This is a genomic window from Clostridium polynesiense, assembly GCF_000820705.1.
In the GTDB taxonomy this organism is placed as follows: Bacteria; Bacillota; Clostridia; order Clostridiales; family Clostridiaceae; genus Clostridium_AA; species Clostridium_AA polynesiense.
Genome location: NZ_CCXI01000040.1, coordinates 1 through 21604, shown reverse-complemented (window position 1 = coordinate 21604; position 21604 = coordinate 1). Strand labels below are relative to the sequence as shown.

Sequence of the window (21604 nt, the reverse complement as noted above, 5' to 3'; positions counted from 1 at the left end):
ATTCTTTAACTGAAGCTGTCTTCTGCTGCTGGAAGAACCTACATTACTTAAAAAGTTCAGGTTTATATCATTTTGAGGTAGCACTAATACATCTCTTGGATCCCCTCGTTTAGGAAGAGCAGCAATGGGCAGATCTTCATTCTCCTCCATAGGCATATCCTTTAGGCTGTGAACAGCAATATGGATTCTTCCATCCATTAAAGCCTGATCAAGCTCTTTAACGAAAAGACCTTTTCCACCTATTTTATCCAGTGTTTTGTCAAGTATCTTGTCTCCTGTAGTTTTTAAAGTTAATAGTTCCAGTTCCAGTTCAGGATTTGCTTTTTTTATCTCATTCATAACAAGCTCACTCTGCATTACAGCAAGCTTACTGTCTCTGCTCCCTACAATAATTTTTTTCCTTAACATAATTATTCTCCTATTATCAGCTTATATTAGTGAAGATATACTACAGCCCTTTAGCTGCTGCCTCCAGTGCAGTGATGCACTCACACCATTTTTCTGTTTCCATATGATCTCTTAAATCTAAAATCAATTTTGCAACTGCTTTTTTTGCAGCGGTTTGAATATTCTTTTGCAGCTTATTTTGATCTTCTTTTGTAATTTCAATGGACTTATAAACTTTAGTGAGTTTTGCATCAGTTACTTCTCCGGTAATTTCACTGATATCCTTAACTACAGGAATCCATTTTCTTATACAAAACCAATCTAAAAATTCTTCTTTGTATTTATTTAAAATAGCTTTTGCGCTATATATTTCTTCCTTATTACAGCTTCTGTCCATACCAAGCTTATCCATATCATAAATTTTTACCCCCTTTAATTCCGCCATAGAAGGGTCTATATCTCTGGGTACTGCTAAATCTATAAAGATATAATCTTTATCTTTTAATCTGCCTTCAATCTCCTCTTTTTTCATGGTAAAATGCGGACTCAAGGTAGCACTGAAAATTAATTCCTTTTCTGCTATATTTTCATATCTGTCTTCATAGGAAATTATACTGCATCCTTCCGGTATAACAGCATCTTGCTTTTTATACTGCCTTAATGTCATACTAACTTTGCAGCCTCTTTCAAGTAATATTTCCGCCATCAGTCTTCCCATTTCTCCATTTCCTATAACCAAACAGTTCTTGCCCTTTAAGTCACCTATTTTTTGTTCTAAAAGCACAGCTGCCCCTTCAGGCACTGACATATTTTTAGAGGTAAGTTTCACATCTGTCTTAACTCTTTTTGCAGCTGTAATGCTCATTCTAAAAAGGGTTTCCAATACAGAATCCACATGATTGTTTTCTCTTCCATTCTGAAGTGCTGTTTTCACCTGAGATAATATTTGATCCTCTCCAAATATCTGAGAGTGTAAGCCGCAGCTCAATTCAAATAAATAATCTATAGCCTCTTCTCCATATCTTTCTGTAAAGAATTTATCATATTGAGAGCTTTGTACACCTTTTTCTCTGAGAAAAATCTCTAAAGGTGAGCCCTTTAATCCGCTAAACCAAAGCTCTGTTCTGTTACAGGTAGATATTACAACACACCCTTCTGCCATGGAAGTATTCACAATCTTATGAGCTAGTTTTGCACCATTTGATACAGTAAGTGCAAACATCTCCCTATATTCTATGGCTGCTTTGCTATAATCTATGCCAACCATGGAAATATCCATAATTACATCTCCTCTATATCCATAATCTTTACTGACTTTCAAATTTTAACACAGTGTTTTCTGTAGTTTCAAATAAAGTTATATAATGATATTTATAAGTTTTATCTATATTAACCTTTTATCAGTTTACCTACATCAGCTTCCTCCAGTATATCTGTATGCTTATAGTTCTTCACTACCTCCATAAAGTCTTGCATAGCTTCACTTATAATTTTATTTTTATGATATACTATGCTAAAGCTTCTGTTCCAAGCAGATTCAGAGCTTTTAATCACATAAATGTCTCCTTTTTTAATTTCATCTTCTACGAGCCGTACTGACATAACGGATAGACACTGATTTTCCATAACCGCATTTTTTAAAGCTTCAGGACAGTTTCCTTCGCAGACAGTATTTATGGATAACCCTTGTTTTATCATATAGCTTTCAAATAACTCTCTTGTACCACTGCCTTCTTCTCTCATAGCAAAACATGAAGAAGTCAGCTCTGAAAGCTTAATCACTTTCTTTTTTGCCAAAGGATGACTTTTACTGCAGGTAAGCACAAGATAATCATCAACAGCTGGAATTGCGATCAGATCAGGGCTTTTAATTTTACCTTCTACAATGGCAATATCCAATTCGGACTTTAACAGTTTTTCCTCTATAACCTTTGTATTTCCTACATAGCTGTAAGCATCTACCTTATGATTTATTTTTTTAAAACCATTTATAATTTCATAAAGCAGGCAGTTTCCTACAGTGATTGTAGCTCCTATTCTAATCTTTTCCGTATAATTCTTTTTAAGCATTTTTTCTTCTAATTCATCAAATTGATCCACTACCAATCTGGCATAGGATAGAAGCTTTTTTCCCTCTTCTGTTATATACAATTTTTTTGAAAGACGCTCAAATAGCAGAACCCCATAATGCTCTTCCAGTTCCTTTATTGTTTGGCTCACAGTTGGTTGTGAAATAAAATACTTAGATGCTGCAATACTCATTTTTCCACTATCTGCCACAGCAATAAATATCCTCAGGTGCCTTATAGTCATATTTATTCCCCCTTTAGCACATTAAACCCCTATAAATCAATCAGAATTATCAATAGGTTTTACCTATGATTCTGATAAGATAATATCACTTTCTTAATTATTAAACAAGTGATATATTAGAATTGTGATATATAATGTTAAAAAATAAACAAAGGGTGTGAGTATGTGAAAGTTCTTATCATAGGTGGAGTAGCCGCCGGAACAAAGGTTGCAGCTAAGCTTAAGCGTGAAAATCGCGGTTATGAAATTAAAATTCTAACAAAAAGCACAGATATCTCTTACGCGGGATGTGGACTACCTTATTATGTAGGTAGCGTCATACCGGAAAAAAGCCAGTTAATAGTAAATACTCCAGAAAGCTTTTCTAAGTTAACAGGAGTTGAAGTGTTAACTGAAGTGGAGGTTACTAAAGTAAATCGTAATGAAAAAACTATACAAGCATTAGATTTAAAGACTCAAAAGGCTTTAAACTTTAACTACGATAAGCTAGTTATAGCCACCGGTGCTGATGCGATCAAACCTCCTGTAGAAGGTGTTGATTTAAATGGTGTCTTCTTTATGCGAACTCCTCAAGATGCAATTTCTTTAAGAGACGCAGTTGAATCAGGAGACATAAAAAGAGCCGTAGTGGTTGGGGGAGGCTTTATTGGTCTTGAAGTGGCTGAAAACTTATCCCTCAAGGGAGTTAGAGTATCAGTAATCGATATGGCTGATCAAATACTACCAGGTTTTGATACTGAGTTTGCTGAATACGCTGACAATCATTTGGCAGATCAGGGAATTATGACTTTTACAGGAACTAGATTAGAAGCAATCCTTGGCGATGGAAGGGTAGAAAAGGTAAAAACCGATAAAAGAGCAATGAAGGCTGACGCCGTTGTACTTTCAGTAGGTATCAGAGCCAATACTGCATTTTTAGCTGATACAGGAATTGAGCTTATGCCTAATAGAACAATTAAAGTTAATGAATACCTTCAGACAAATGATGAAGATATATATGCAGTAGGTGATTGTGCCTGCGTAATCAATGCAGTTACAAAGGAACCAGCATGGTCTCCAATGGGATCATCAGCAAATATTGAAGGCCGTATTGCCGCTAAAAACATAAGTGGCAGCAAAATTGCCTACGGCGGTGTCTTGGGAACTGCTGTAGTTAAACTTCCTGAACTAAATGCAGGAAGAACAGGCTTTACAGAGTCTGCTGCCAAAGCATTAGGTTATGATGTAGTGAGCGTTGTAACAGTAGTGGACGATAAAGCACATTATTATCCTGACGCATCATCTTTCATAGTAAAAATCATTGCTGACAGAACAACTAAGAAACTATTAGGTATACAAGTACTTGGTAAAGGTGCTGTAGATAAAATGGTAGATATAGCTGTTACTGCAATTACTTTGGGAGCTACTTTAGAGGATGTGGAAAATATGGATTTAGCATATGCACCACCTTTCTCCACAGCTATCCATCCCTTCAGCCATACCGTTAATATATTATTAAATAAAATAAGTGGCGCCTTTAATACTGTAACTCCTGCTGAATTCATAGCAGGACAAGCTAAGGACTACAAAGTAATAGATGCTTCTTTATCACCAAGTATAGACGGTGCTCCTTACGTAGATCTCACAAAGGTAAATGGTGAACTGCCTGAGTTTAATAAAGATGAAAAGTTATTACTGGTATGTGCAAAAGGTAAAAGAGCATATATGCTTCAAAACCGATTAAAGTATTTCGGTTATACAAATACTCTAGTGCTTGAAGGTGGTTCTACTTTCAATGAGGTGGAGCTATAAAATAAACATAATATAATGGGGGAATTTAATATGATGCCAACTATGACCATCACTGCAAGTGATGAAAAAAGAGTTAAAGCTCTTGGTTTTTTAAGAAACAAAGGTACTAACAATTTTTCAGGAAGAATAATAACTGTAAATGGAAAGATTACTGCAGCACAAAACAAGTGTCTCTCTGAAGCTGCTGAAAAATTTGGTAATGGAATAGTTACTTTTACTACAAGATTAACCGTTGAATGTCAGGGAATACCTTATGATAAAATCGAAGACTTCAGAAACTACATAGCAAAAGAAGGTCTTGTAACCGGAGGTACTGGATCAAAAGTTCGTCCTGTAGTTTCCTGCAAAGGTTCTACTTGTCAGTATGGACTGATTGATACTTTTGGTCTATCTGAAGAAATCCACGAAAGATTTTTCAATGGTTATGCTAATGTAAAGCTTCCTCATAAATTTAAAATTGGAGTTGGTGGATGTCCTAACAACTGTGTTAAGCCAGACCTTAACGATTTAGGAATAATTGGACAATTAATACCTAACTACGATGAAGACTTATGTAACGGCTGTAAGAAATGCTCTGTAGAAGATGCATGTCCTGTAAATGCAGCTAAGGTTGTAGATGGAGTTTTAGAAATAAGTTCAGATGAATGTAATAACTGCGGAAGGTGTGTAGGTAAGTGCCACTTCGATGCTATTGAAGATGGAAAAGTTGGATACAAAATATACATTGGAGGAAGATGGGGAAAAAGAGTTGCGCAGGGTATTCCTCTAAACAAGATATTCACAGATAAAGAAGAAGCATTAAGAGTTATAGAAAAGACAATTCTTTTCTACAGAGAACAAGGAAAAACCGGAGAACGTTTATCTCAGACTATTGAAAGAATCGGTTTTGAAAATGTTGAAGCTCAATTACTTTCAGATGAAATCTTGGCCAGAAAACAAGAGATTTTAGATGCACAGCTCCATCTAGCTGGCGGTGCAACCTGCTAATTTCAGCTTTCAACGCTCTATGTTTACATGACTGAAATCTCCTTAAACATAGGGGTTTGATAAGTAATCCAGAAGAAATCTGCAGATTTCTTCTGGATATATATTCTTTTTTTTGATTTTATTAGTCAATTTTTTAACAATAAATTGGATTAGTGTAAAGAAAGGGGTTATTAATATTGAATAATAAGAAGTATTTGGCTATTGGCTTATGTATTCTTATAGGGCTTACTGCAACTTATTTAGGAGGTATGCAGAATATAGTGGGTGCTCCTATGATCGGCCTTTTTATCAGTATGATTATCGTTAATTTTATGCCAAGTATTGATAAAGACTTTAAAGCTGGAACAACCTTTGTAGGTAAAAAGTTCTTAAGTCTTGGTATTATATTAGCCGGTGCAACCTTAAACTTTAATGAAATTTTAGGCTATGGCGCAAAAGCTTTACCATTAATTATTGCAAATATATGTATTTCCTTCGGAGTTGCTTACTTAATAGGTAAAAAGCTTTCACTTTCTTCAAATACCTGCACCCTTGTTGGAGGAGGAACCTGTATCTGTGGAGGTACTGCCATCGCAACCTTAGCTTCTATAATAAAAGCAAAAGAAACAGAAATCGCCTATGCAATGACAGCCATTTTTCTCTTTGATATACTTGCAGCCCTTGTGTATCCTTACCTAGCAGGAGCTTTAAATCTGACCAGCAATCAATTCGGATTTCTTGCAGGTTCAGCTATAAATGATACCTCTAGCGTTGCTGCTGCTGAGGCAACTTATAACGTTATAAATAATTTGGATTTAAATTTAGCTATAACAGTGAAGCTTACAAGAACTACAATGTTAATACTTCTTGCAATTATTTTTACTATTATCACTATTCGTAAAGAAGCTAAAGCAAATTCAGCCTCCACAGAACAAGCTTCTGTAGGAAAAACAGTAATGAAGGTTTTCCCATGGTTTATAGTTATATTCTTAATAATGGCTATATTAAACACCGCCGGACTCTTTAAAGCTATACCAGGAGCCTCTGTGTTCTTTAAGAAGGGCTATAAACTTTTAATTGCTATAGCCTTGGCAGGCGTTGGTTTTAAAATCAAATTCAAAGACCTCTTTACAAAAGGTATTAAACCAATTATCCTTGGAGGATGTACCTGGGCAGCAGTAGCTGCTTCATCGCTAATATTCATATATGTATTTGCAGGATATGTAGGCTAGTCTCACTATTATCTTAATTAAGATAATAGATTAATATAATAACTACATTAAATACTCACAAAATACCCACAGCAAAACACCTTTGACTATTTTATAAAAAGTCAAAGGTGTTTTTCATTAAAATATCTAATTTATTAAACATGTATTTTATTCAACTACTAATTCAACAGCTAATAAAAATATTCAAATCATATTATGAAGATTTTTCAGACTTAGGCTTACCTACTTCTACCAATACTCTGCTGCCTATTAGGAAAAACGCCTGAATGAAGGTAAGTATTCCCGTTGGTATAAGAAGCCATTCTATCTTTACTATATCAGCTAAAGGACCAAAAAATAGCATCCCTAAAGGCATTAAGGAACTGGAGAGCATGCTTAAAACTCCAAATACCCTTCCTAAGTAATCCCCTTCCACATTTTCCTGAAGAAGTACCGTAGCAGGAGTATTAAATAGAGGCAAGCTCAGTCCATAAGCACCCATAACAGCAGCATATGGCCAGAAGCTTCTTATGATTCCAAAAGTAAAGGTACATGTTCCTATTACTAAAAAGGATAAAGTCATTGTATGAATTCTGTTTTTAAATCCACCCCAATAAAACATCAGAACACCACCTAAAATCATCCCCACTGAAAAACCTACTTCAATTGCTGTTAATCTCCAAACTTCATCGCCAAAACTTCTGGTAACCTGTAAGGGTGTTAAGAAAGATGCAGGAGAAGCTAATAAAAAGAATATTCCTATGAATATAAAGAATCTTTTGATATAACCATGGTTTATTATATATACATATCCTTTTTTCAAATCTTCAAAATAGCTTACAGACTGCTTTTCCCTGGCTTTTGAGTGTGCAGGAATCTTTAGAAATACCAAGAGTACTATAATTGCTATGGCTGCTGTAACTACATCTATAAAAAATATATTTTCCATTGTAGTTATAGATAATAAATATCCGCTTGCCATAGGTGAAAGCAGCATTACTAAAGCCTGTATACTTCCATTTGCTCCGTTTACCTTAGTAAGCTTATCCTCTGGAACTATTTGAGGTATAAGGGCTCCCACCGCCGGTGTTTGAACTGCTGATCCTAATGCTCTTACCGCCGACATTGCAAATAACAGCCATATTTCTCTATATCCTATTAAGAATATAATCGCTAAAATAAAGGTTGCTGCAGCAATTAAAAAATCTGCCATTACAATAAGCAATTTTCTGTTGTATCTATCTGCCCATACACCGGCAAAGGGTGAAAGGAAAAAAGTAGGTACAAAACCGCATATTATTGATATAGTCATCATAACTCCGGATTGAGTCTGTAGGGTTATATACCACATGATTGCATATTGAACTAAGGAAGAACCAAAGAGGGAAATTGTCTGACTGGCCAAAAAGAGTACTATATTTTTCTTCCAATTGTTTTTCATAATAAATAATCCTCCAGAATTTAAAGCCTTGTATTGTGACTCTTATTTATGCACTAAATATTACTTTCAATTCTGACCAACCGCAACACCAAACATATGTTCCACAATTGTACCTCTTAATCATAAATATGTAAAGTAATATTTGCAATATTTATGTTAACAAAAAATGAAAAATATGTAAAGTGCCAGGCACCTGACAAGTGACAAAAATAAAGTCAGGATTAAAAAGCCTCCTGACTTTAAATAAATTTGCTTTTTAAGGAGATAAATAAGAATATCTTTATTTATCATTTCACCTGTAAAAAGTCTTCACTATTTATCAAATAAGCCTCTGCCGTTGCCAACCTTAACACCCTTTGATCCTTTTCCAATAAGCTTTTCAGCCTTTTTATTATTTTTCATATTATTACCTTTTTGCTTCTTTTCTTCGATCAGCTTTTTCATCATTTTAATGTTTTTATCCATAATTAATTCCTCAGCTTATAGTTTTAATTTATAATTCAAATCATTTTCTATTACTAACTTAATAGTTTACGACTTTTAAGCATAATCCTTTAGCTGGGGCTATAGGTCCTGCCTCTGACCTTTTCTTTTCCATTAGTATCTTTTCTATATCAGCAGCACTGTATTTTCCTCTTCCTGCTTCTAATAATGTTCCGGTGATTATTCTAACCATATTCAATAAAAATCCGTTACCATTAACCTCTATTTCTATTACACCGTTATTATCTGATATGTTTATGTAATTAATGGTTCTAACTGTAGATTTAGTATTGGATTTCAAACTTGTAAAGCTTTGAAAATCATGGGTTCCTATAAGAACCTTAGCAGCATCTTTCATATACTGAAGATTCAGTTCTTCATTAAGATGATATACATACCTTCTGCTAAATACATCCCTAAATTTATTGTTGTTAATCCTATAAACATAGGTTTTTGACTTAACATTATATCTTGCATGAAACCTTTCACTTGTATCCTTCATTGATTTTACCACTATATCTTCTGGAAGATACTCGTATAAATAATCCTGAATTTCATCTATTTTCATAGTAGATGCAGTATGGAAATTTGCCACATAATTTTCTGCATGTACTCCTGTGTCGGTTCTTCCACAGCCTACAACCTGTACTTCTTCACCAGTCATTTTTGACAATACATTTTCTAATTTGCTTTGTATAGTTAAATCTACCCCCTTCTGTTTTTGCCATCCTTTATATCTGCTTCCGTCATACTGCACTATCATCTTTAAGTTTCTCATTTTAAACCACCTTTAATTTATATTAACTTATGCTTGTGTAATAATCTTTAGCTATATAATCATACCATTTAACCCAGGCAATGAAAAGAAGCCTGGCCTATTACAATTAACAAAGTTTGAAGCTTTGCTAATTGTAGCTTGCCAAGCACCATTATTAAAACTAATAGCTTACAATAAATTCACCTTCGGTCTTAGAATTAAGTTTGAATGTTACGTTAAACCACTGAGAAAAGCACTGTTCCAAAGTATTGTAATCCACCAGAACTCTGTTATCACCGTCTGTACCTTGCAGAGATTTAAGGGATTTTATTTTATAAAGCGAATTAATATTATCAACTCTATTTATTTTGATATTTTTGTTTTCTGAAAGAAACTTAGTATATTTAAATGCCATAAGCTGCTCAAAGCGTTCATTAGGTCTTATACCAAACTGAAAGTTTTTAGAATATAAATTTTCTTTTATATATTCAGCGCCTTTATCATACTCCCTACATCCTATTGGGTTAACCTCTAATTTAGTGTTTTCCAAAATAAATTTATCTTTGTCCTTACCTTCTTCAATTTGAGCATAAAGTTTCATCTCTAGAATTCCCGATGATAAGGGAGGTTCCTCCCCTAGTTGAATATCTGCAGAAAAAATATATTCATTATCTTTAATATGTGTTCCTGATGTCTTAATGCTTTCGTTTATTTTATTTAAATTATATTCCTTAATTACTCTTTCACTTTTATTTATACCAATACAAAAAAAACTATAAAGAACAAGGTAAGAATAATGTAGGATTTTCTTTTATTCTTAAACATAATTTTTCCTCTCACTTACATTGAATTATATATAACATAAATAACTTAATATAATTATAGCATAATATTGAATATATTTAATTATTTACCAATAAGTTTTAAAAATATATCAGGAGAAGCTAAGCTTCCCCTGATTTTTATTAATTGGAAGTTTTACTGTCTATAAAAAGACCTGCAGTGGAAAGTAGTAAAATCACAGCGTGAATTATACACCATAAAATTATACCTATACCAAGTATCTCTTTTAGATTCACGTTTACCGCCCCGGTTATATTAAATCCAGGAATCAATTGCAGCAATTTCCCTAAAGAAGCTTCTATACTAGACTTAAAAGATTTAAAGGTACTGTTGAATTTTAAAATCACTGAGGCTAATAGAGCCAGATTAATAGCAGCTCCGGATATAGATACTATAAAACCAAATCTTTTCCTTACCAAAATTGTTGCTATAGCAGAAATTAATGAAATTACCATTATCACAATAACAATTAACCTCATATTTTCCAGCAAACTCTGAAGGGTACTTTGAAAATTAGGTATTACTAAATTTGCCAGCCTAATGGTTTGAGAGGCTTCTCTAGCCTTATCAGGCAGATTAATTATATCAACACCTCTTAAAGTTACATCTAAATTTAGAGTTCTGAAATCTAAGGCTATAAAAAACATAGTTCCTATGGAAAGTAAAAACAGAAGAGCAATTATAATTTTAATAACAAGTATAGGTTTATTATCCTTCATAGCTATCATCCTTTTAAATAATATTTAGTATTATTATACTATAATTATATATCATAAGCTTCCAATTATTGCTATATATATAACAAAAAAACTATAAACAGTTTATGGAATAATCTGCTTATAGTTTTTTATAAACACTTTATTTACTTTAATATATTAAATCCTTTAGCAATATTAATTAGACTTAAAATATTACTTTAATTACTCTTTATTTTTTAATTGCCTTAAAGGCTGCAGCCTGTTCCTTTATGCCCTTTTCAGCAGCAAAACGTTCTATACTTGAAGCTCCGAAGAAACCATCTATGCCTTTAACCCTGCTTATAACATAGTCCGCATCTTCAGGTTCTGCTATTGGGCCTCCATGACAGATAACCATTATATCAGGATTAACCTCTTTACCAGCCTTAATTATTTCCTCAATTTTAACTACACAGTCATCAAGAGTTAAAGCAGTCTTTGCACCAATTGTTCCTTTAGTAGTTAGTCCCATATGTGCTACAAGTATATCTGCCCCGGCTTCCGCCATAGCTCTTGCCTGATCCGGATCGAAAACATAAGGACATGTTAACATATCCAGCTCATGAGCCTTACGGATCATTTCCACCTCTAATTCATATCCCATGTCCGTTTCTTCAAGGTTTTGACGGAATACTCCATCAATAAGTCCTACTGTAGGGAAATTTTGAACTCCGTTGAAGCCCTGCTCCTTAAGCTGCTTTAAAAATACATCCATAACTCTGAAGGGATCGGTACCGCACACCCCAGCAAGCACCGGTGTGTTTTTAACTACAGGAAGAACCTCAGATCCCATCTCCACCACGATTTGATTGGCATCTCCGTAGGATAAAAGGCCTGCTAAGGAACCTCTCCCTGCCATTCTGTATCTTCCAGAATTATAAATTATAAGCATATCCGCTCCGCCTGCTTCACTGCTCTTTGCTGTTATTCCTGTACCTGCACCAACTCCCACTAGTATCCTGCCGTTAGATACCTCTTTTCTGAACTTCTCCATAATTTCTGCTCTTGACATAGTATTCATATTAACTCCTCCTTATATGTATATAAAATTTTAGTTATAACTAAATTTAATTAAAACTCCTATGATTTTTCGTAAGCACCTAACAGAATATATTAATTTATTAAATCCTCTTATTTATTTTCCATTAAGTCTATAAGTTTTTGTGCTGCTGCTTCTGCAAAGGATCTATCATTTATGTGAGAATCCATCTCTACTATTTCTACCTTTTCTGTGTTAACCTTTTCTTTTAATGTATCAAAAAGAGCTTTATCCTCTTCAGGTCCATAAAATGGCTCACCCTCTTTATCTATCATTGAAACTCCCTTTAAAGGAATATATAAAGCTGTTTTCCCCGAAGACATATTAAGCTTCTCTGAGAGTACCTTTCCAATCTTGATATTTTCCTCCAAAGTTGTCCTCATTAGTGTAACAGTTGGGTTGTGCTTATATAAATTTCTTTCAGCAAATTTTTCAGGTACCGTATGGTACGGTCCAAAGTTTACCATATCTAAAGCTCCCACAGATACTACCTGAGGAATTTTGTTTTTAGCTGCCGCTTCACAGCGATTTGGGCCTGCGGATAAAACCCCTCCAACTATTTCATCACACCATTCTGTAGTTGTAAGATCTAGAACTCCTTTAATAAATCCGCCATTAATAAGTGACTCCATAGACTGTCCACCGACTCCTGTAGCATGAAATACAAGAACTTCGTACCCTTTTTCCTGTAAATATTCTCTGGCCATATCAACGCAGGGGGTGGTAACTCCAAACATTGTAGCCGCTACTAAAGGCTTTTCCTCAACTTTTTTAGCATTTTCGAATTTGACCATCCCTGCTATAGCAAAAGCAGCATTAGAGAAAATTTTAGTGGATATGCTATTTAGACCTGCCACATCTACCACAGAAGGAATCATTACTATATCGCTGGTTCCTATATACTGAGCGGTATTTCCTGAAGCCATGGTAGATACCATAACCTTAGGAACTCCTATAGGAAGTGCTCTCATGGCAGGAGCAACAAGCGAGGTTCCTCCTGATCCCCCAAAGGATATAATCCCATCAAATTTACCTTCTTTATATAACTTTGGTATAAGCTCTTCCATTCCCTTAGAGAGCATTTCTGTAGCATATGCTCTGTCCTTTTTGTCAGCCAACTCCTTGATGGTTACACCTGCTGCCTCAGCGACTTGAGAATTTGATACATCAGGGGTAAAGGCCGGCTCAAATACACCGGTATGAATTGTAAAGGTATTCAAATCAAGGTTTTCTAAAAGTTCCTTTAAATAAAGGTACTCTGTTCCTTTAGAATCAAAAGTGCCTGCAATAGCAATAGTTTTCAAAATATAACCTCCCCTTCTATGAAAAAATAGTAGAATCATTACTTTGATTCTACTACTTCAACATTATAAAGGTAAATGTGTTTATATCATTATAACATGTGTTTATATTGTTATTATCAGAATATTTTATAATCTTATCCCATAGGCAAAAGAAATTTCTTAGGAGGACAGCCCTTATACTTTTTAAACATTTTACTGAACTGAGCATAATCATTATATCCCACCATTCTTGATATTTCTAACAAGGTATATTTCTGCTCCATAATAAGCTCTGCGGCTTTATCAAGTCGATATTTAATAAGGTATTCAGTGAAACTGCATCCAATAGCCTTTTTAAATTTAGTGCTTAAGTAATTTACATTTACATGAGCAACCATAGCCAAGTCTCCTAGGTGTATTTCAGTCATATAATTTTCATCTACATAAGCCTTTATAAAGTCTACGTAGTCATAGTATTTGCCTACATTTCCACTAAGCATTTTCTCATATAGGTCATCCTGTTTCAGCCTGGGGGAACTGTTAAAGGCTTTTGTTATGTCTAGTATTGCTCTTTCTGTAGGAATCCTTTCAAAGGAGGAACCTCCAATATACCCCTGACATTGGGTACAATTGTATATATATTGAGCGTCAATAGGAGTTTTTATAGGTCCCCCATAGGCCATTTTTATAATTCCAGGTCTGATTTTTTCGCAGGCATTATATACTTTTTCAGCCCTCTCCTTTGCCATTTCAAGAGAAAGAACCTTCCTTGCCCCCAGCCTTCCACCTTCAGTGAGTCCGAAATGGGCACAGATAATGTCTGCTCCTGCCAGCGCCATCTCCTCAGCCTGTCCTTCATCAAAAACAAAAGCCAAAGTAAACAGTCCCTCTTCATGAGCCAGTCTTATAGCCTCTACCTCTTTATCATAACCAAGGCCAGCTTCCTCAAGTGCTTCTCTGAACTTTCCATCTATTAATCCCATTGTAGGAAAATTATTAACACCTGAAAATCCTCTTTCTTTTATGACTTTTATATACTCCTTTAATTTTATATTAGGATCCGTAGCGTTTAGTCCAAATATAACAGGAGTACTATTCAAAGTAGTTAAAAGCTCTTTTATTCCAAAATCCATTACAACTTCATTATTGTTTTCATAACATAAAAAGCTTGCCAGCGAGCTTCTTCCCATCTGTCTATACTTTCCTGCGCTTAAGGCCAGTATAAAGCTTGCTCCTCCCAGCGCGGCATATTTGGCAGTCATTCCTCCTCCTGCAGCTACTCCGATAATGTGACCCTTAACCCTGATTTGAGACTTTAATTGCCTCAAGATAGCTTCTCTATTCATCATAGCCTCCGCCATATATTATTTTTCGTGTTTTTTAACTTTATTGTAACATAAATAAGATTTTTATTGGTTAGTGAGTTAAATATTCCATATAACAAACTTAACTTTAAATTATAGTAAAACACTAGGTTTTATTTGTTTTCATCTGCGGTTGTGGACAAATAAAAAAAAGCAAAAAGCCATTGGATAATCCAATGGCTTAATTTATTAACCTAATCTATTGTACCAATCATTAAATTCTCTCTCTGCTTCATCTTTACTCTTTCCGTACTTTTCCTGAATCTTACCGATTATAATATCTTTCTCACCATTTAACTGATCTATTTCATCATCGGTAAACTGACCCCATTTTTTCTTTGCTTCGCCTTTATATTGATTCCATTTTCCTTTTAATATCTCATCATTCATTTTCATGACCTCCTTAAGATATATTATCCTTATCTTAACGGAATATATTCATTGCTACAATAGCATTGGGGAGATATTTACATATTGTAAATTAAAAGTTTTTATTGTTATTATACTGTTTTTATTATCTTCATATTTTAGGTTATAGTTTATAATATCTAATCATAAGTTTTTTATAAAAATAAAGAGCAGGAAAGAAGTATAAAATTCCTTATCTGCTCTATTAAATACAAAGAGATGAATATTAAATTGAAATAGCTGCCTCAAAGCCTTCTGCTACTGCATGCTTTACTCTTCTAGGAGCTGATGCATCTCCAATAACCCTTATGTCCTTTATCCTTCCTTCAAGCTCAGACTTTATATTTTCCATAGCCCTAAAACCTAAAGCAAGGACAACTGAGTCACACTTGATTTCTTCTCTCACTCCATCAGCCTTTTCTACAATCACTGTATTGTCACTAATTTCAGCCAGCTTAGTTCCAGCCATAACGTTGATTCCATTTTCTGCTACTAGCTTGCTCAGTGCCAATAAATTATTTAAAGCCATAGGCTCTGATAAAATGCGCTCCTTCATTTCTATTATCGTAACACTTCTTCCTTCTTTCGCAAGGTGTACAGCTGTTTCACAGCCTACAAAGCCACCTCCGGCTACAATAACATCTTTACCTAAATTTATATTTTTTGAAAGCACATCTATAGCAGAATGTACATTATCTCCATCAATTCCAGAAAGTCTTGGTTTTATAGGAGTACTTCCTGTACCTATAATCAACACATCAGGATTATGCTTTAAAATTTCTACTGATGTAAATTCTTTATCAGTAACCAGCTCTATACCAAGTTTATTTATCTGAGTTTCATAATATTTAATTAATCTTCTTAAATCTCCTTTAAAATCAGGAACTGAAGCAGGTATTAAATTACCTCCAATCTTAGAAGACTTTTCCCAAAGGGTAACTTTATGCCCTTTCTTTGCTGAAGTTATTGCAGCCTCCAGTCCTCCGGGACCGGCGCCAAGTATAAGAACAGATTTTACCTCTGAAGCTTTGGATATCTTTTCTCCTTCTCTTCCGCATCTTGGGTTAACCCCACAGGCTACCGGTTCACCGGAAAGTATGGAAAATATACATTCATTACATCCGATGCAGGGTATAATATCCTCTTCTCTATTTTCTTTTACTTTATTTGCCCATTCAGGATCTGCTAGAGAATAGTGCCCTAAAGCAACAAAATCCGATATACCATCTTTTATTATCCTTTCTGCAACTTCAGGATATCCCATTTTTCCATGACCTATTACCGGAACCTTAACTTGATTTTTAATAGCTTGTATATATTCTTCATGAAGAGCGGGCTCCTGATAAATTGTAGGAATAGCATTCTGCCAGCAGGCATGACAGCCAATGTCTACATGAAGGGCAGCTACTCCTGCAGATTCAAGGAATTTTGCCATTTTAATTCCTTCCTCAAGTTCTCTTCCTCCTGGAATAAGGTGTTTCGGTGTAAATTTATATATTATAGGATAATCCTCGCCGCAGGTTTTTTTAACCGCATCAATTAATTCAAGGCTTATCTTCATTCTGCCTTCAAAGCTTCCGCCGTATTCATCTTTTCTGCTGTTCCACAGAGAGGACTGGAATTGGTCTATTAAATATCCACCGTAACCGTGAACTTCTATAGCATCTACTCCTGCGCTCTTAGCTAAAGCTGCAGCTTTTCCATATGCTTCCACCATTCTATGTATTTCATCTTTAGTAAAAGAGGGATTATTTTCTCCTATAAATCCAATCTTTCCTACCCCTAGAGTAAGCTGTATACAAAGTTTACCACCAAAAGAGTGAATTTTATCTGCCATTTTCTTAATTCTTGAAACTTTATCTTCGTTGTCTAATAAAAAGGACTTAGCAGGAGTTTCGAATTCATCTGTAACTAAGGTAGCTCCTGTCATTACAAGTCCTGTTCCTCCTTCAGCCCTAGCTGCATAATAATCTATTGACTGCTCTGAAAATCCATAATCAGGATCTATATAATCAATTCCCATAGGTGCCATAACTATTCTGTTTTTTATTACCATACTTCCTATTTGACCCTCTTTAAATAACTCCACCCAAAAAACCACCTTTATAGTTATTTTTTTAACATAATCAATTCTGTAAAAACCATTAATATGTCTATTAATGGTTAATATAGATATTTTATGTCATTTTTCCATGTTTTAATTATATAATAATTAACAAGGTTAATCAATATATTTTAGAACATTTCGTTTTAATTATATCAAACACTAAAAATATCTTCTCTAAATAACAATATAAAATAAGGCTTATCTGAGCTTGAAATTTCAGATAAGCCTTATCTTTATATAAGTTCCATTATTCCGCTTAGTGTATAAATTTATGATCCGCTCAACCCTTCCGATAATCCCAGCAACCCTATTCCGATCATCACCATAACAACAACGATATACTGAAGCCCGGTGAGTTTTTCCTTTAAAAATATCCTCGATAGAATTACAGAAAATATGCTATAGGAAGCTACTAGCGGAGCCACTATAATTGCGTTTTGTGATATGGCAAATACATAAAAAAATTGACCTACAGTTTCAAAAACTGCAGCCATTCCTTTGTCCTTCTCTTGGAAAAGATTGAATTTTTCTTTCTTTCTACTTAAATATATAATACCTACCAAGGCACATATTAAAAAGGTAAATTCATAAGCTAATAAAGCCTGTTCCTCTCCTATTAAAGAGAGCTCGTCTAGATAAATAGCATCTGCAAAGGTTCCTAAGCCATCTATGATAGAGTAGAGTATAGGAAAAATAATGGCAAGAAAGCTCACCTTATATTTTTTATAATCCTCTTTAGGTAAAAGCAGTTCCTTATCTGCTTCTCTCTTTTCAAGCACTGCAAGAAAAATAATTCCAGCTGTGATGATTATTATTGCTGATATTTCTAAAACCGTCAGCTTATGAGTAAAAAATATAAAAATTAATATTGCTGTCACTGCACCTGAGGAGTTTTGTACCGGTGAGGAAATTGAAAGCTCTATGTATCGAAGTCCTAGATACCCAATGGTCATAGACAGAATGTACATAGAAGAAACCGGAAGATAGGTCACTAAATACTTTGGTGGAAAATTCACCCCTTTTACTGCCATATATATAAAGCCATGGATTCCCATGACAAATCCAACCATTATCATGGTTTTGATGTGACTGAGCTTATCCCTTTCATCTGCTCCCTTTTTATAAAATAAATCTGCAAAGGCCCAGGATAAGGTTGTGAGTAATGCAAAGATAAACCACATGATATTACCTCTTTTCCTTTTTTGTCTTTGGTGAAAAAGCCATAAAGTAAAAATTTATGACATAATGTTTTATTATACTGACCCTCAATTATTTTGGCAATTTAATCTTTATTTGTTAATAATAAATTCAACTTTTGTCATTCACCTCTATTGAAGCAATAAAAAATCCCCAAAGGTACCATGGGGATTTTACTATACTTATTTATACTTATTAATTACATATTTAGTTATTTTATCTGTTATTTATGTTAGCATCAGGTGCTTTATCACCTATAAGATTTAATAGGATATTATGTTCAAGAAAAGCTTTAAGTCCGCATAGAACCATGGTATATCCTCCCATAGAATCTATAGCCTGATTTACCACCTCATCACCGCTGCCTTTAAAGCCTGAGTTTATTATTGTTACTAAGGTTTCATCCTTTCCTCTGGAGGTAAATATCCACTCTATGGTAGTACCATCAGAGGATTCCACTATAATGTTTTTATTCTTCTCTATACGCTTTACAAGTATTTCATCCCACACACCATACATTTTCCAGTCCCATCGGATCCTTTTACCCTCTTCTAATATGTCACTGCCTTTGGTAAACCAAAATTTATTGGTGATTTCCGGATATATAAAGGAATCAAATACCACTTCCGGAGGTTTTCTGATAAGCATTTCTGCCTTAACTGCCGGTAATTGATTTAGAGTTATCATAAGTTTATCTCCTTCACATATTATTTTAATTCCTACTGCCCTTTAAAATATAATCTTATGAAGTTTATTAACCTTATTATTCTTACTAAATTTTCTTAATTATATATTTTTAAATATTATCCGTCAATAATTATTATCCGATAATATTATTTCTATTTATTTTATTATCTATCAGAGTTATATCTACTGCTTATAAAATAATTAAATCCTTCCTTTGACTTTAATATTTCAAAACTTGTTTCATAGATATTTTCTAAACTCTCCTCACATAAGACTTCATGAGTTTTTCCCTGACTGATAATTTCACCCTTTTTAAGGAGAACTGCTTCACTGCAGTACCTTTCTGCAAGGTTTGCATCGTGAAGGGAAAGTACAACTCCAATACTTAATTCCTGTGATATATTTTTTATTTTGTTTAAAACCTCATGCTGATTTTTTATGTCCAGGTTTGAAATAGGCTCATCCATTATTATAAACTTTGTGTTTTGTACCAAGGCTCTTGCAATTAGGGTAAGCTGTTTTTCTCCACCGCTTATCTGGAAATATGCTTTTTGGGACAGATGTTTTATTCCTAAGCTTTCAAGAGCCTGTTCAGCTAATTTATAGTCTTCACCTGAAGGGATATCAAAAAGGTTTAAATAAGGATTCCTTCCCATAACCACAAGTTCTATAACCTTAATATCATAACTCCCCTCCTCACTCTGAGGCACATAAGCAATTAATTTTGATAAATCTCTGATAGTAATGCTTTTTATATCCTTTCCATCCAGAGTAATAACACCCTGATTAAAATTAAGAAGTCCTAAAATCAATTTTATAAGAGTGGTTTTCCCTGAACCGTTTCTTCCTAAAAGGGCATACATATTTCCATTTTTAAATTCTAAATTAATATCCTTTAATATACAGTTTCCATCATATCCAAAATATAGGCTTTCTATTTTTATATCCATGCTATCACCTGCTATAAGCTTTTCTTAAATATTACAAGGTATGCCAGCACCGGTGCCCCCAACATAGCTGTTAGTATTCCCACTGGGATTTCCGTAGTGCTTATACACCTTGCGATATCGTCTAAAAGAATTAAAGCCGTTGCCCCCATAATACTTGTTATAATATATATGTTCTTGTTTTTAAATCCTAGTATTATCCGTGTTATATGAGGAATTATAAGTGCAATCCAGCCTATGGTCCCAGCTATACTTACGGAAAAACACACTACGAAGGAAACAAGACATAAGATGAAATTTCTAAAACTTGAAACCTCCAAGCCCATTGTTCTTGCAATGTTATCATTTAGCATGAGCATTTTTAATTTAAATCTTAAGCTGTTTATAAGAAAAATAGAAGGTATAACCACGGCACCAGCTCCCAATGCATTTCTCCAGTTTGCTCTGTATAACCCTCCCATTGTCCAAAAAACTATTGAGGGCAGCTGCTGATAAGGATCTGCAAGATACTTTATAAGTGAGAGGAGAGCAGAAAAGAAAGCTGAAACTATGATTCCTGATAAAACCAGATACAATATATCCATATTCCTGGAAGCCCTTTTAAAAGCATAAGTAATAATAAGTGCAAACATACCAAAAATGAACGCGGAGATTTGAACAACTCCAGGAAACTGTCCGGGAAATATTATACCTAAAGCTGCACCAAAACTAGCACCTGAAGTTACCCCCAGTATGTCTGGTGATGCTATGGGATTTTTAAAAACCTGCTGAAACACCAATCCTGAAAGTGCAAGTCCTGCACCTAAAAAGGAGGACAGTAAAACTCTGGGAAGTCTGACCTTATATAATATTAAAAACCCGGGATCCAATGCTTCCCTTCCGGATAGAATATCAATGAATCCTTCTATAATATTTTTATAACTTAAATTATTAATCTTATATCTTCCCAGGAATATTGAGCCTATAAATACTGATATAAAGATTATAAAAAATATAAGAGACTTATTATACACTATCCACTGAAGCAGCTTATTTTTTACTGTCGACCTCTCCATCTAAAGTTCCTCCTAGTTCACTGAAGGATTTACCATAAAATTTTTTGTAGAAATCCTCTGCAGTTTCCTTTAAATTTATCTCCTTAAATTCTTCAGGATACAGGGTTTTCCCCATCCATAAAATTGCCAGTATACTGCTTGGTTGAGGCATATCCCAGGCCGCTATATTAGACGGTATCTGATAAACCTTTTTCTCCTTTACAGCCTTTACAGTTTGAAGCTCAGGCATTGACATAATCTTTTCAGGATTTCCATCCCTGCAGTACATAACTGAAGTAATAATCTCCGGATTCCAAGTGATTATCTGTTCCACAGAAACGTCCTTCCATCCTCCCTTTAACTGTGAGGAGACATTAATACCTCCTGCAGCTTCTATCATTTCATGCTGATAATAATCTCCTGATGCTGTGGAAAATATACCGTTTGCTCCTGCTATATATACGGACCTTTTATCTTTTAAACCTTCAACTCTTTTTTTTATCTCTGCAAGTTTTTCATTATAATAGTCTACCAGTTTTTTTGCATTCTCACTTTCTCCTATTGCATCTCCTACCTTTATTATCTCAGACTGCAGTGAATCAATTGTTT

Annotated in this window: 20 protein-coding genes and 1 pseudogene; 3 read left to right on the top strand and 18 right to left on the bottom strand. The window is 34.3% G+C overall.

Annotated features, from left to right (window positions below):
- The 3 genes and pseudogenes from TA89_RS04130 to TA89_RS04120 all read right to left on the bottom strand — a co-directional run.
- Positions 1-408 (bottom strand): annotated as a pseudogene (locus TA89_RS04130) (hydroxymethylbilane synthase); the annotation flags it as partial.
- A gap of 40 nt (positions 409-448) precedes the next feature.
- On the bottom strand, positions 449-1708 hold the full coding sequence (hemA, locus tag TA89_RS04125; protein WP_147590067.1) for a glutamyl-tRNA reductase: 1260 nt from the start codon (positions 1706-1708) through the stop codon (positions 449-451).
- A 68-nt stretch (positions 1709-1776) separates the two neighbouring features.
- Positions 1777-2700 carry a LysR family transcriptional regulator gene (locus TA89_RS04120; RefSeq protein WP_040211091.1) on the bottom strand — a complete coding sequence of 308 codons (924 nt, stop codon included), beginning with the start codon at positions 2698-2700 and terminating at the stop codon, positions 1777-1779.
- Between the two features lie 165 nt (positions 2701-2865).
- On the opposite strand from TA89_RS04120, the gene TA89_RS04115 reads away from it, so the two are divergent.
- The 3 genes from TA89_RS04115 (at position 2866) to TA89_RS04105 (ending at position 6689) form a co-directional block, all read left to right on the top strand.
- Positions 2866-4491: an FAD-dependent oxidoreductase gene (locus TA89_RS04115; protein WP_040211090.1), complete on the top strand. Its 1626-nt coding sequence runs from the start codon at positions 2866-2868 to the stop codon at positions 4489-4491.
- A 15-nt stretch (positions 4492-4506) separates the two neighbouring features.
- Entirely contained in the window at positions 4507-5478 is a 972-nt protein-coding gene (locus tag TA89_RS04110; protein WP_479723469.1) for a 4Fe-4S dicluster domain-containing protein, read from the top strand.
- Positions 5479-5654: 176 nt separating this feature from the next.
- Positions 5655-6689 carry a YeiH family protein gene (locus TA89_RS04105; protein WP_040211087.1) on the top strand — a complete coding sequence of 345 codons (1035 nt, stop codon included), beginning with the start codon at positions 5655-5657 and terminating at the stop codon, positions 6687-6689.
- 193 nt (positions 6690-6882) lie between these two features.
- Here TA89_RS04105 and TA89_RS04100 read toward each other — a convergent pair whose 3' ends face one another.
- The 15 genes from TA89_RS04100 to TA89_RS04035 all read right to left on the bottom strand — a co-directional run.
- The gene (locus TA89_RS04100; RefSeq protein WP_040211085.1) at positions 6883-8109 is read right to left on the bottom strand and encodes an MFS transporter; all 1227 of its coding nucleotides are present in this window, start codon (positions 8107-8109) and stop codon (positions 6883-6885) included.
- A gap of 312 nt (positions 8110-8421) precedes the next feature.
- Positions 8422-8574 carry a hypothetical protein gene (locus TA89_RS18515; RefSeq protein ID WP_187119267.1) on the bottom strand — a complete coding sequence of 51 codons (153 nt, stop codon included), beginning with the start codon at positions 8572-8574 and terminating at the stop codon, positions 8422-8424.
- Between the two features lie 58 nt (positions 8575-8632).
- On the bottom strand, positions 8633-9370 hold the full coding sequence (gene truA, locus TA89_RS04095; protein WP_187119266.1) for a tRNA pseudouridine(38-40) synthase TruA: 738 nt from the start codon (positions 9368-9370) through the stop codon (positions 8633-8635).
- Positions 9371-9530: 160 nt separating this feature from the next.
- A complete protein-coding gene (locus TA89_RS04090; RefSeq protein WP_040211084.1) occupies positions 9531-9950 on the bottom strand; it encodes a hypothetical protein in 420 nt (139 codons plus the stop codon).
- Positions 9951-10314: 364 nt separating this feature from the next.
- Entirely contained in the window at positions 10315-10911 is a 597-nt protein-coding gene (locus TA89_RS04085; RefSeq protein ID WP_040211082.1) for a hypothetical protein, read from the bottom strand.
- A gap of 208 nt (positions 10912-11119) precedes the next feature.
- Positions 11120-11950: a phosphoenolpyruvate hydrolase family protein gene (locus TA89_RS04080; protein WP_040211080.1), complete on the bottom strand. Its 831-nt coding sequence runs from the start codon at positions 11948-11950 to the stop codon at positions 11120-11122.
- Between the two features lie 110 nt (positions 11951-12060).
- Positions 12061-13272 carry a Tm-1-like ATP-binding domain-containing protein gene (locus TA89_RS04075; RefSeq protein WP_040211079.1) on the bottom strand — a complete coding sequence of 404 codons (1212 nt, stop codon included), beginning with the start codon at positions 13270-13272 and terminating at the stop codon, positions 12061-12063.
- Positions 13273-13406: 134 nt separating this feature from the next.
- Positions 13407-14597, bottom strand: coding sequence for a phosphoenolpyruvate hydrolase family protein (locus TA89_RS04070; protein WP_187119265.1), 1191 nt, complete (start codon positions 14595-14597; stop codon positions 13407-13409).
- A 207-nt stretch (positions 14598-14804) separates the two neighbouring features.
- Positions 14805-15005, bottom strand: coding sequence for a CsbD family protein (locus TA89_RS04065; RefSeq protein ID WP_040211076.1), 201 nt, complete (start codon positions 15003-15005; stop codon positions 14805-14807).
- A 244-nt stretch (positions 15006-15249) separates the two neighbouring features.
- Positions 15250-17112, bottom strand: coding sequence for an NAD(P)/FAD-dependent oxidoreductase (locus tag TA89_RS04060; RefSeq protein ID WP_040211074.1), 1863 nt, complete (start codon positions 17110-17112; stop codon positions 15250-15252).
- 287 nt (positions 17113-17399) lie between these two features.
- The gene (locus tag TA89_RS04055) at positions 17400-18311 is read right to left on the bottom strand and encodes a DMT family transporter (protein ID WP_040211071.1); all 912 of its coding nucleotides are present in this window, start codon (positions 18309-18311) and stop codon (positions 17400-17402) included.
- Positions 18312-18543: 232 nt separating this feature from the next.
- Positions 18544-19014, bottom strand: coding sequence for an SRPBCC family protein (locus TA89_RS04050; protein ID WP_040211069.1), 471 nt, complete (start codon positions 19012-19014; stop codon positions 18544-18546).
- 164 nt (positions 19015-19178) lie between these two features.
- Positions 19179-19964, bottom strand: coding sequence for an ABC transporter ATP-binding protein (locus TA89_RS04045; protein WP_040211067.1), 786 nt, complete (start codon positions 19962-19964; stop codon positions 19179-19181).
- Positions 19965-19975: 11 nt separating this feature from the next.
- Positions 19976-21016 carry a FecCD family ABC transporter permease gene (locus tag TA89_RS04040; protein WP_082023842.1) on the bottom strand — a complete coding sequence of 347 codons (1041 nt, stop codon included), beginning with the start codon at positions 21014-21016 and terminating at the stop codon, positions 19976-19978.
- Positions 20991-21604 (bottom strand): ABC transporter substrate-binding protein (locus tag TA89_RS04035; RefSeq protein WP_040211065.1); only part of this gene is annotated, 614 nt, incomplete at its 5' end. The genes TA89_RS04035 and TA89_RS04040, both read right to left, overlap by 26 nt.